This is a genomic window from Thiomicrorhabdus sp. 6S3-12, from assembly GCF_017571475.1.
Classification (GTDB): Bacteria; Pseudomonadota; Gammaproteobacteria; order Thiomicrospirales; family Thiomicrospiraceae; genus Thiomicrorhabdus.
On the sequence record NZ_JAGETW010000002.1, the window covers coordinates 22,816 to 35,283 of the forward strand.

Here is a 12,468-nt window from a genome sequence, read left to right on the forward strand (position 1 = left end):
CTTATCCTCTCACCATCGTTTCTACATTAGCATCCGGCGTTTTCTGCAGAGATGGCGCTCTACGAACCAAAGCATCCATCTGATACGGAGATACCAGTTTCACTTTGCCGTCATTGTTTACTGTCGTCATAGACGCATCCAGTTTAGAGAATGCAACACTGGAACCGCAGTTATCCAACACTTCGCGCAGGACTTCATTGCTATGGGTATAGTCAAAACCGCTCAGGTTCAGCATATTGCCCATAACACGCAGAACTTTCCATGCCGCTTTGGCATCGCCTACAGGTTGGGCAGCCATCTTGAACGACTGCTTCAGACCATTAAGGTTAACGAAAGTCCCGGCCGTTTCCGCATAGGAAGCGATCGGTAGCAGAACATCCGCATAGCTACGCTGTGCTTCGGAATCAAACAGACTCATGCTGACAACAAACTTAGCTTTAGCCATGGCCTGCGACGCCTGCTCAGAGTCAGAGAAATCTTCCGGTTCGACATTCAGAGTCAGGAATGCATCCATTCCCTGTGCCATCTGGGCTGCATTTTTGCCTTTAAGCGGCAAGAAGTTAACCAGATAGGCACCGACTTCGTTCGCTTGCATCGGTAGAATATTCAATGAAGAATCGGTGTTTTTTGCCAGACTCGCAGCCAATTTGCAGATCAACGCATAATCCGAATGGTTCTGGGCAATCTGTCCGACCATAACCGCAGACTTATTGCCGTCGATTAAGGTCTGAGCCGCTGCTTTTTGCGCATCGCTGGCGGAAACATCTGCCAAGAACGCATCCGAGTCACCTTTAATCTCCGCTGCTGCTTTGGCCATTCCAGCCAGATTAGCAACCATCCCGGCATCATCACTGATGTCGTTCAGATCATAATTGAACTTGTAAGCTTGCGGATTGACCGCAATAACGCTGGCGCCGTTCAAGGTTGCTTTACGCACGCGAAGGTTCAACAGCGGTAATTCTTTACGCAGGTAAGAACCGACTACAGCAACCGCATTTAGCTGCTCAACGTCGGCAATCGGCATTTCCAGTGACGGCGTGTGGAAATCGTGCGCATCGGCAGAAAAATCCACCTGACGGGTACGGAAATCAATATTTTCAACGCCCATACCGCGCGCCAGTTTCTGCAGCAAATGCAACTCTTCAAGAGTTGAGTTGGCTGATCCCAGAACACCGATCTCCTGAGAGGCATCAGCTGCATTCTTCAGTCCTTCGACTGCAAATTCCAATGCACTTTCCCAGTCGGTTGTCTGCCACTTGCCGTTGACTTTAATCATCGGCTGAGTCAGGCGCTCATCGCTGATCATCCCTTCATAGGCAAAACGATCGCGATCAGACAGCCATACTTCGTTGATCGCTTCGTTTTCGCTCGGCACGACGCGCATCACTTTACTGTCTTTGGTGTGTACTTGAATGTTGGAACCGATTGAATCGTGACCAGCGACGGCCTTGTGCGCTTTCAGTTCCCAGGTACGGGTCTTGTAACGGAACGGTTTGGAAGTCAGAGCTCCGACCGGACAAAGGTCGATCATATTACCCGACATTTCCGAGTCGATCGACTTCTCGACATAGGTACCAATTTCCATCCATTCCGAACGTCCAGTCGCACCCAGTTCCATCATTCCGGCCACTTCCTGACCGAAACGGACACAACGCGTACAGTGGATACAACGAGTCATATCGGTGCTGATTAGCGGGCCGGCGTTTTTGTCGCCAACCACACGCTTGGCTTCGGCGTAACGGGAAACATCTTCACCGTAATCCATCGCCACATCCTGAAGCTCACACTCACCACCCTGGTCACAAATAGGACAATCCAGCGGGTGGTTGATGAGCAAAAATTCCATTACCGATTTCTGTGCCGCAATCGCCTTAGGCGAATTCGTGCGCACAACCATTCCATCGGTTACCGGAGTAGCACAAGCCGGAAGTGGTTTCCAGGCACCTTCAACGTCCACAAGACACATACGGCAGTTTGCCGCAATAGAAAGCTTTTTGTGGTAACAAAAACGGGGAATCGGAATTTCGGCATTATCAGCGACATCAATCAGCATGTCGCCTTCTCTGGCCTCGATAACTTGTCCGTTTATTTCAACTTTTACCATAGTTCTTTAACCTAAATTTGATTTGGTTGGCGTAGCCCAAAACAACTCAGACCGCTTATACACGGTCGTAAATGCTGCAACCGTGCTCAATATAGTGCATAAATTCATGTTCGTAGAGATCAACAGCCGAGGCCAATGCGATGGTTGCCGCATCTCCCAGACCACAGATAACGTTACCCATGATTTTGCCTGAAACATCTTTAAGGGCTGCAATGTCTTCTGGACGTCCCTTCCCTTCGATGATGCGGTTCAGAACACGCATCAACCAACCTGTACCTTCACGGCATGGCGTACATTGACCGCAGGATTCATCCCAGTAGAAGTGCGAAAGGTTCTGACAAACCTTAACGATATCGGTGGTTTCATCCATCACGATCATCGATCCAGCACCCAAGAATGAACCGGCGTTGGCAATCGAATCGTAATCCATATTCATTTCCAACGCTTTTTCAGCCGGGATCAGTGCCGTTGAAGCCCCACCTGGGATAACGCACTTCAGCTTGCGGTCGTTCCATACACCACCGGCAAGATCGAGAAGATCTTTGAATGGCGTACCCATGCGTACCTCGAAGTTACCCGGATTATTAACGTGTCCGGACACCGAGTACAGTTTGGTTCCACCGGCGTTCTTAACGCCTAGGTCATTGAACCACTTGCCGCCCTTCGCCAAGATCATTGGGATGGACGCCAAGGTTTCAGTGTTATTAATGGTCGTCGGCTTGCCGTACAGGCCATAGCTCGCCGGGAAAGGCGGCTTAAAGCGCGGCTGACCTTTTTTACCTTCAATTGATTCGAGCAATGCGGTTTCTTCGCCGCAGATATAAGCACCGGCACCTAAATGAACGTGCAGGTCAAAATCCCAACCCGAACCTAAAATATTTTTGCCTAGAAGGCCCGCTTCACGAGCCTGTTCGATCGCTTTTTTAAAAACCTGATACGGTTCCCAAAATTCACCACGAATGTAGTTGTAACCCTGTGACGCACCGATTACATAACCGGCGATCATCATACCTTCAACCAGAGCATGCGGGTTATAACGGTGGATATCACGGTCTTTAAAGGTTCCTGGCTCACCCTCGTCCGAATTACAGACGATGTATTTCTGGCCTGGTGCATTACGGTTCATGAAGCTCCACTTCAAACCGGTAGGGAAACCGGCACCACCACGCCCACGGATATTAGAGGCTTTAACCTCTTCGATGATTTCAGCCGGTTCCAGCTCACCTGACAGAACCTTCTTCCACACTTCATAACCACCGTTTGCCATATACACATCGATGTCATATGAGCGCTCTAAGTGGTTAAGACGAAAACAGTTTTCATTTTGATGAACCATCGGCTTACTCCAACTCGTCTAAAATTTTAAACAGAGACTCTTCGTCCAGATTCTCATGGTATGTCTTGCCGATCTTACACATAGGAGCGCCACCGCAAGCACCGAGACATTCAACCTTCTTGATCGAAAATTTACCGTCCGCAGTCACTTCACCCGGCTTAACACCTAACTTCTGTTCCAGCTTGGCACGCAACTCTTCACCGCCGCGCAGGTAGCACGAGATTGAGTTACACCAGTTAATCTGATGTTTACCGACCGGCTGATGGTTATAGTTACCGTAGAAAGTCGCCACTTCATAAACGGCGATCGGCGCCACACCAAGGTATTCGGCGATTTCATCCATCAACTCGGTTGTCAGATGACCGCCGTTGGCTTCCTGTACGATACGCAACGCCGGCATAGTCGCAGACTGGCGCTGATCTTCCGGATAATTGGCAATCCAAGTATCAATGCGTTTTTTAACATCCCCTTGAATCATTGATGTCTTGGTACTCATCGATCGATTTCTCCAAATACAATATCTTGGGTACCGATAATCGATACCACATCAGCAATCATATGCCCTTTAACCATTTCATCCAGCGATGCCAGATGCGGGAAGCCCGGCGCACGTACTTTCATACGATATGGTTTATTGGCGCCGTCTGATACCAGATAGATTCCGAACTCCCCTTTCGGGTGTTCGACAGCCGCATAAGCTTCCGAAGCAGGAATGCTGTAACCTTCGGTAAACAGTTTAAAGTGGTGAATCAGAGCTTCCATGTTCGACTTAGCGTCTTCACGAGCCGGAGGCGCAACCTTGTGATCGGAGCTCATCACCGGACCATCGTTTTCTTTCAGCCATTTCACACACTGTTTGATGATCTTGTTCGATTCGCGCATTTCTGCAACACGAACTAAGTAACGGTCATAACAGTCACCAGTCTTACCGACTGGAATGTCAAAATCCATTTTGTCGTAAACTTCATATGGCTGTTTTTTACGCAGATCCCAGGCGATCCCCGAACCACGTAGCATTGGTCCTGTGAAGCCAAGCTGTAGTGCACGTTCAGGAGAAACGATACCGATATCAACGGTACGCTGTTTCCAGATACGGTTATCGGTCAGCAGGGTTTCATACTCGTCTATATATCCAGGGAAACGTTCGGTAAAGGCTTCGATGAAATCCAACAATGAACCTTCACGCGTTTCATTCAAACGGTCCAGTTCTTTACCTTTACGCCATTTCGACTCGGTGTATTTCGCCATAGTATCCGGAAGATCACGGTAAACTCCGCCCGGACGGTAGTAGGTAGCGTGCATACGCGCACCGGAAACAGCTTCGTAGCAGTCCATTAGGTCTTCACGTTCACGGAAGGCATAAAGGAATACCGTCATGGCGCCGATATCCAAGGCATGCGCCCCAAGCCACATCAAGTGATTCAGAACACGGGTGATTTCGTCGAACATGACGCGGATATACTGCGCACGCTCAGGCACTTCAACACCCAGCATTTTTTCAATCGCCATAACATAGCCGTGTTCGTTGGCCATCATGGAAACATAGTCAAGACGGTCCATATAGCCGATTGACTGGTTGTAAGGTTTGAACTCGGCCAATTTTTCGGTACCGCGGTGCAGAAGACCGATATGCGGATCAGAACGGACAACGGTCTCCCCGTCCAATTCCAGTACCAAACGCAAAACCCCGTGCGCTGACGGGTGTTGAGGGCCAAAGTTAAGAGTATAGTTACGAATTTCAGGCATAACAGCTTCCTATTAAGCTTTCGCTGGAGTCTTATGACGGATTACACGCGGCACATTTACACGGTTTTCAATCGAAACCGGTTCATAGACGACACGCGCCTTTTCGGCGTCATAACGCATTTCAACATGCCCGGTCAGAGGGAAATCTTTTCTAAGCGGGTGGCCGACAAAACCGTAATCGGTCAGGATTCGGCGCAGATCAGGGTGACCTTTAAACAGAATGCCGTACAGATCGAATGCTTCGCGCTCGAACCAGTTTGCTACACTCCAGATATCAATCACGCTGTCGACAACCGGTAATTGCGTATCCGGAGCAAAAACCTTAACGCGCAGACGGACGTTATTCTGAATGGACAACAAGTGGTACACCGCTGCAAAGCGACGTTCCATCTGCAGATGTTCTTCTTCGGTTTCATCTTCGGCGAAATCAAACACGCCGCGGCTGAAACCGCTATTCGGAGCTTTCATGGTTTCCCAGTTCGCTTTACCGTAATCAAGGTAATCCACTCCGCACAGATCGATCAGCTGCTCGAATCCAAGCTCATCACGACACTTTTTCAGACCCGCAAAAGCTTTGTCCGCAGGCAGTTCGATTGTCAGCTCATCCAATGCAACCGTAGAGGAAGCTAACATATCGCCTAAGACATCATTAACGCGGGTTTGTAAATCAACTACTGACTGTTTCATTGTTCGGTCCATTTAAGCTTATCGGGCGATGGTATTGGTACGTTTAATCTTGTTCTGCAACTGAACAATTCCGTACAGCAGCGCTTCAGCCGTCGGTGGACAGCCCGGCACATAAACATCGACCGGTACGATACGGTCACAACCGCGAACTACCGAGTACGAATAGTGGTAGTAACCACCACCATTGGCGCAGGACCCCATTGAGATTACCCAACGCGGCTCCGCCATCTGGTCGTAAACTTTACGCAGCGCCGGCGCCATTTTGTTAACCAGAGTCCCAGCTACGATCATGACATCGGACTGACGCGGTGACGGACGGAAAATAATCCCGAAACGGTCAAGATCGTAACGCGACGCACCGGCATGCATCATTTCAACCGCGCAGCAAGCAAGACCGAAAGTCATTGGCCACAGAGAACCGGTTCTGGCCCAGTTAATCAATTTATCCGCAGAGGTGGTAACAACACCTTCTTTTAAAACGCCTTCTACTCCCATTCCAGCGCTCCTTTTTTCCATTCATAGATAAAGCCGATAACCAGCAACGACAGGAAAGCCGCCATCGCCAGTAAACCAAAGGTTCCCACCTCTTCCAATACAATCGCCCACGGGAATAGAAACGCGATTTCCAAATCAAAAATAATGAACAGAATCGCTACTAAATAGAAACGAACGTCGAACTTCATACGGGCATCTTCAAAAGCTTCGAAACCACACTCGTATGGAGAGTTCTTCTCTGCATCAGGCTTTTGCGGCCCTAATAGATAACCTACTAAAATCGGCCCGACGCCAAACAAAATACCCAGGACAATAAATACCAGGACGGGAAGATAATTTTCTAGCATTGGTTTGCAACCTCATCTAGTCTTTATACATAGTACTGCCGCATCAAGTGCGGCAGTTGTTAAATATGGTGCCGATGGCCGGACTCGAACCGGCACGACTTGCGTCACCACCCCCTCAAGATGGCGTGTCTACCAATTTCACCACATCGGCATGTATTCTTTATTAATTTGGTACGACTGGTTCTTCAGGTTGTTGAGCAGACTCTTCAACCTTTACAGCCGAGTCATCAACAACACTTTGATATCCTTTTGCCTGCTGACTGGCGATATAAGCCAGAGTCAGTGAGGTAATAAAGAAAAGGGTCGCCATAATCGCGGTCAGGCGCGACAAAAATGTCGCCGAACCGCCACTACCAAATAAGGTTTGCGAAGAACTACCACCGAAGTTCGCTCCCGCGTCGGCCCCTTTACCGTGCTGCATTAACACCAGCACAATCAATAAAAAGGCAATAATAATATGTATGGTTAGAACAATACTAAACATTAGGCACTCGCAGCTTTACAGATTGCCATGAAATCATCGGCATTCAGGGAAGCGCCACCGATCAATCCGCCGTCGATATCCGCTTGCACGAACAGTTCAGCGGCGTTATCCGGTTTTACGCTTCCACCATATTGAATAATTACCTTATCCGCGACAGCAGCATTTAAACCTGCCAGCTTGCCGCGAATAAAGGCATGAACTTCTTGTGCTTGCTCAGGAGAAGCCGTTTTACCGGTACCAATTGCCCAAACAGGCTCATAGGCGATAACGATTTTCTCAAAAGCCTCGATACCGACAACATCAACGACGGCATCGATTTGCGTTGCGATGACTTTTTCCATCACACCGGACTCACGCTCATCAAGCGTCTCACCGACACACAGAATCGGAGTAACACCCGCATCCAAAGCAACTTTTACCTTGCTGGCTACCTGAGCATCTGTTTCACCGTAGATGGCTCGACGCTCGGAATGCCCCAGAATAACGTAAGCACAGCCAAGATCTTTAATCATCTCGACAGAGGTCTCACCAGTAAAAGCACCTTGAACAGGCTCTTCAGCAATATTCTGAGCGCCTACAGCAATCTTGCCGGTAGTCAGCGACCCCTGCACAAAATCGATATAAATAGCTGGAGGACATACTGCCATATCAACGTTTTCGATCTGCTCTGCTTGGGCATTCAGTCCATCAACCAGACTCTCGATAGAGGCCTTTGAACCGTGCATTTTCCAGTTACCTGCAACAAACGGCTTTCTCATCTACTAATCTCCAACACAAAAGTTCGACAATATTAGCGTTTTCTTTCCTCAAAAACAATATTGCATTTTTATGAAAATTCTGCTTTTACAACCTGCTCAAGCTCAAGAGCAATTCTTTCAACCAGCTTGGCATCCTCGCCTTCAACCATAACGCGAATCTTCGGTTCGGTACCGGACGCCCTGATCAGAATCCGCCCTTTTCCATCAAGCTCAAGTTCGGCGGCTTCCACGGCCGATTGCAGCGCGGCATTATCCTCAACCTTGGAACGCTGCGCAATAGTGACATTACGTAAAACCTGCGGATAAATCTGTACTTCGTCACGCACCTGATCCAGCGAGCGTTGCTGAGAGATCAAAGCCGCAAGCACTTGTAATGCCGCCACAATACCATCCCCCGTACCAATTTTATTCAAACAGAGAACATGCCCCGAAGGTTCCGATCCGTAAAACCACCCCTTTTCGACCAAGGCTTCCATAACATTGCGATCACCGACCGCAGTGCGCACGAATTCTATGCCCTTCGCCTTCAAAGTCTGTTCGAAGCCGAGATTACTCATCACCGTTCCGACAACACCTGGAACCGGCTTACCGGTCATGGTCGCCAGAACATATAAAACAATGTCGCCATCAATCTCACGGCCTTTGGCATCAATCATCATGACCCGGTCACCGTCGCCATCAAATGCGATCCCCAGATCAGCGCGATGATTTTCAACCGCATGTGCCAACGCCTTGGTATCGGTCGCGCCGCACTCATGATTGATATTCATACCATTCGGTTCGGTACCAATAGTAAAGACTTCCGCACCCAATTCACGAAATACATTCGGAGCAATGTGATACGTAGCCCCATTGGCACAATCCAATACCAGACGAAGCCCCTTAAGGTTCTTTTTAGCCCGATAGGTTCCCTTACAGAATTCGATATAACGACCGGGAGCGTCATCGACGCGGAAGGCTTTACCCATATCCGCGGAAGCCACCACACTGACGGAAGATTCCAGCAGAGATTCGATTTCCTTCTCCATCTGATCGGAAATTTTCTTGCCTTCTCCGGTAAAGAACTTGATGCCGTTATCACAATGCGGGTTATGCGAAGCACTAATGACAATCCCCATATCGCAACTGAACGTCTGCGTCAGATAAGCAACTGCCGGCGTAGGCATAGGACCGACCAGATAGACGTCAATCCCCGCCGCAATCAACCCGGCTTCCAACGCCGACTCAAACATGTAGCCCGAGATGCGAGTATCCTTACCGATCATCACCGAAGTTCCGCCGTTCTTCGCCAGAACCGTTCCAGCCGCCCAACCCAATTGCAACACCTTATCCGGGTTAATCATCCCCTGACCGACGGTTCCACGAATACCGTCGGTTCCAAATACTGAAGACTTCGCCATTTTTTTATCCCGCTTTTAAATATCCTGTATTTTGCCCGTAACCTAGCCCAGATGTCGTAACGTCTGCAACGCCTGAACCGTCTCTTTTACGTCATGAACGCGAACCACTTTGGCCCCTTTTTGCGCCGCCAAAACTGCCGCAGTAACACTGGCCGTGATTCTATCATCGATTTTCTCGCTGCCGACAATTTCCGCTATCATCCGCTTTCGCGACACACCAACCAGCATCTCGCACCCCAAATCAGCAAAGGCGTGCATATTTTTAAAAAGCGTTACATTATCCTCAAAAGTCTTGCCAAAGCCAAATCCGAGATCGATGAGAATCGAGCTCTTATCAATCCCCGCCTGCTCACAAACGGCAATCCGCTGCTTAAGAAAATCCTTTACTTCAGCCACAACATCGCTATAAACAGGTGCCTGTTGCATGGTTTTGGGAATACCTTGCATATGCATAATACAAACCGGAACCTCGTAATCGACAACGACATCGACAGCGCCCTCAGAACGAAGAGCATTGATATCATTAATCAGGTCTGCTCCGGCGCGCAGAGACTGCTGCATCACTTCAGTATGATAGGTATCTATCGATATCGGCATATCAGTACACTCACGAACCCACTCAATAGCCGGTAAAACCCGATCCAGCTCTTCCTGAAGCGAAACAGGATCAGATCCCGGCCTGGTCGACTCGCCGCCGATATCAAGAATATCGACCCCATCCTGTAACATCTTGTCCAACTGCTGTTTGAAACGCTCCATTTCATTAAACTGCCCGCCGTCCGAAAACGAATCCGGCGTCACATTGAGAATTCCCATTACGGCTGCATGCCCTTTCTGCTCATACACCGAACCCAACCAGCTCTGAAGATCAAATTTCATAAACAATCTCTTCCATTTATTGTGCGCCTACCTTAATCAATCCATTTATCAATGGCAATAAAAAACCCCGCGTAGCGGGGTTCTTTTACAGACCTGTCAGCTTAATGCAATTTAGGCTCACCGGAATCTTTCGGTTCATTCTCATCAGAAATATCCTTACTGATCAGATTTGAATCGTCCGGTTTGTTTTCCGAAGCTTCTTCAAGAGAAGTTTTCGGCTCGGGAGATGATGGCGGAGGCGTATCATCCTCGACCCAGTCGCGCGGTGCACCCGGATCTTCGCCACGCATAATCCGATCAACCTGACCCTTGTCGATCGTTTCGTACTTCATCAGACAATCAGTCATGATCTCCAGCTTTTCACGATTATCGACCAGCATCTGGCGGGCACGCTCATAGTTACGGTCAATAATATTGCGAATCTCTTCGTCAATCTTCTGCGAAACCTCGCCGGAAACATTGGCATTACGGGAAGTCCCCATAAAGCCGCCTTTATCTTCTTCTTCGTACAAAAGCGGACCGAGGTTGTCAGACAAGCCCCATTTGGTCACCATGTTACGGGCAATAGCCGTAGCACGCTCGATATCGTTACTGGCACCGGTTGTCACCGCATCTTCGCCATACACAATCTCTTCGGCGAGACGACCGCCGTAAAGACTGGACAATTGCGACTCCAGCTTACGCTTGGAATAACTGTAACTGTCTTCTTCAGGCAGATACATGGTCACACCAAGAGCGCGACCTCTTGGCATAATACTGACTTTGTACACTGGGTCGTGCTCAGGCACCAGATAACCGACAATCGCATGACCAGACTCATGATAGGCCGTCATACGACGCTCGTCTTCGCTCATCACCATCGACTTGCGCTCGACGCCCATCAAAATCTTGTCTTTAGCTTTCTCAAAATGCTTCTGTGTGACCAACTTGGCATTTTCACGTGCCGCAAAAAGTGCCGCTTCGTTAACCAGGTTAGCCAAGTCCGCCCCAGAGAACCCAGGGGTACCGCGCGCAATATAAGACGGATTAACATCTTCAGCCAGCGGCACCTTGCGCATATGCACTTTAAGAATCTGTTCGCGACCGCGAATATCCGGCAGACCGACCGTTACCTGGCGGTCAAAACGCCCCGGACGAAGCAGAGCCGGATCAAGTACATCGGCACGGTTAGTCGCGGCAATTACGATAATTCCTTCGTTACCTTCGAAACCATCCATCTCGACCAGCATCTGGTTCAACGTCTGCTCGCGTTCATCATTACCGCCGCCCATACCGGCGCCACGGCTACGGCCCACTGCATCGATCTCATCAATAAAGATAATACAAGGCGCATGCGCTTTCGCCTGCTCGAACATATCACGAACACGGGAAGCACCGACACCGACAAACATCTCAACGAAATCGGAACCCGAAATGGTAAAGAACGGAACCTTCGCTTCACCGGCAATCGCTTTGGCCAGCAAGGTTTTACCGGTACCAGGAGGCCCGACCATCAATACACCGCGCGGAATACTTCCACCCAGATTCTGGTATTTGCTTGGATCTCTCAAGAAATCGACAATTTCACCAACTTCCTGCTTGGCTTCGTCGGCACCGGCAACATCGTCCAGCGTGATTTTATTCTGATCTTCCGTCATCATGCGCGCTTTGGACTTACCGAAGGACATAGGCCCACCTTTACCGCCAACACCGCCGCCCATGGAACGCATAAAGAAAATCCACACTGCAATCAACAGCAGCATCGGGAACCAGGAAATGAAAATCTGCATCAACACGCTCTGCTGCTCAGGCGGTTTGGCAGTAATTTTCACACGGTTATCCAGCAAATCACCCATCAATCCAGGGTCGCCCGGATTATAGGTAGTAAAACTGTTACCGTTACCGTAAACACCACGAATCGTCTGCCCTTCAATCACAACCTGACTGACCTGCCCCTGATGAACCTGATCGATAAAATCAGAGTAATCAATGCGGCTCGAAGCCCCTTGCCCTTGGGTACTGAAATGGTTAAAAACAGTCATCAGGATCGTGGCGACAACCACCCAGATCATGATGTTTTTTAACATATCGTTATTCTTCATTTAGTGAACCTTGTAATATTTCGAGTTCTATATATTTGTAAAATTGGAACACAATTAGCGATCAAAAGCCACTGTAACACAATTTTATATAAAAAAAACTTATCGCCAATTGATATAGTTAATTGTTGTAATTAAGTATCCCAATCAACAT

12 protein-coding genes and 1 tRNA gene are annotated in these 12,468 nt (G+C 48.9%); all 13 read right to left on the reverse strand.

Going from position 1 to position 12,468, the window contains the following annotated elements; genetic code table 11:
* Window position 1 precedes the first annotated feature (1 nt).
* Window positions 2-2,104: an NADH-quinone oxidoreductase subunit NuoG gene (nuoG, locus tag J3999_RS03075; RefSeq protein WP_208126519.1), complete on the reverse strand. Its 2,103-nt coding sequence runs from the start codon at window positions 2,102-2,104 to the stop codon at window positions 2-4.
* Window positions 2,105-2,159: 55 nt separating this feature from the next.
* Complete coding sequence (gene nuoF, locus J3999_RS03080) at window positions 2,160-3,440, reverse strand: NADH-quinone oxidoreductase subunit NuoF (RefSeq protein ID WP_208126520.1); 1,281 nt, start codon at window positions 3,438-3,440, stop codon at window positions 2,160-2,162.
* 4 nt (window positions 3,441-3,444) lie between these two features.
* Window positions 3,445-3,936, reverse strand: coding sequence for an NADH-quinone oxidoreductase subunit NuoE (gene nuoE / locus J3999_RS03085; protein WP_238843425.1), 492 nt, complete (start codon window positions 3,934-3,936; stop codon window positions 3,445-3,447).
* Window positions 3,933-5,186, reverse strand: a complete 1,254-nt coding sequence (locus J3999_RS03090) for an NADH-quinone oxidoreductase subunit D (RefSeq protein ID WP_208126521.1) — start codon at window positions 5,184-5,186, stop codon at window positions 3,933-3,935. Before J3999_RS03090 ends, nuoE begins: the two co-directional genes overlap by 4 nt.
* 12 nt (window positions 5,187-5,198) lie before the next feature.
* Window positions 5,199-5,873 (reverse strand): NADH-quinone oxidoreductase subunit C, encoded by a 675-nt coding sequence (locus tag J3999_RS03095; RefSeq protein WP_208126522.1) that lies wholly within the window; start codon window positions 5,871-5,873, stop codon window positions 5,199-5,201.
* Between the two features lie 18 nt (window positions 5,874-5,891).
* Window positions 5,892-6,368 (reverse strand): NADH-quinone oxidoreductase subunit B family protein, encoded by a 477-nt coding sequence (locus tag J3999_RS03100; protein WP_173284488.1) that lies wholly within the window; start codon window positions 6,366-6,368, stop codon window positions 5,892-5,894.
* Window positions 6,359-6,715, reverse strand: coding sequence for an NADH-quinone oxidoreductase subunit A (locus J3999_RS03105; protein ID WP_173272912.1), 357 nt, complete (start codon window positions 6,713-6,715; stop codon window positions 6,359-6,361). Before J3999_RS03105 ends, J3999_RS03100 begins: the two co-directional genes overlap by 10 nt.
* Before the next feature lie 66 nt (window positions 6,716-6,781).
* Window positions 6,782-6,866, reverse strand: a tRNA-Leu gene (locus J3999_RS03110).
* 12 nt (window positions 6,867-6,878) lie between these two features.
* Complete coding sequence (secG, locus tag J3999_RS03115) at window positions 6,879-7,199, reverse strand: preprotein translocase subunit SecG (RefSeq protein WP_208126523.1); 321 nt, start codon at window positions 7,197-7,199, stop codon at window positions 6,879-6,881.
* Complete coding sequence (gene tpiA / locus J3999_RS03120; RefSeq protein WP_208126524.1) at window positions 7,199-7,957, reverse strand: triose-phosphate isomerase; 759 nt, start codon at window positions 7,955-7,957, stop codon at window positions 7,199-7,201. Before tpiA ends, secG begins: the two co-directional genes overlap by 1 nt.
* A 68-nt stretch (window positions 7,958-8,025) precedes the next feature.
* Window positions 8,026-9,357 carry a phosphoglucosamine mutase gene (glmM, locus tag J3999_RS03125; RefSeq protein WP_208126525.1) on the reverse strand — a complete coding sequence of 444 codons (1,332 nt, stop codon included), beginning with the start codon at window positions 9,355-9,357 and terminating at the stop codon, window positions 8,026-8,028.
* 42 nt (window positions 9,358-9,399) lie between these two features.
* Window positions 9,400-10,236 (reverse strand): dihydropteroate synthase, encoded by an 837-nt coding sequence (gene folP / locus J3999_RS03130; RefSeq protein WP_243755288.1) that lies wholly within the window; start codon window positions 10,234-10,236, stop codon window positions 9,400-9,402.
* Window positions 10,237-10,337: 101 nt separating this feature from the next.
* Window positions 10,338-12,302, reverse strand: coding sequence for an ATP-dependent zinc metalloprotease FtsH (ftsH, locus tag J3999_RS03135; protein WP_208126729.1), 1,965 nt, complete (start codon window positions 12,300-12,302; stop codon window positions 10,338-10,340).
* Window positions 12,303-12,468: the final 166 nt, after the last annotated feature.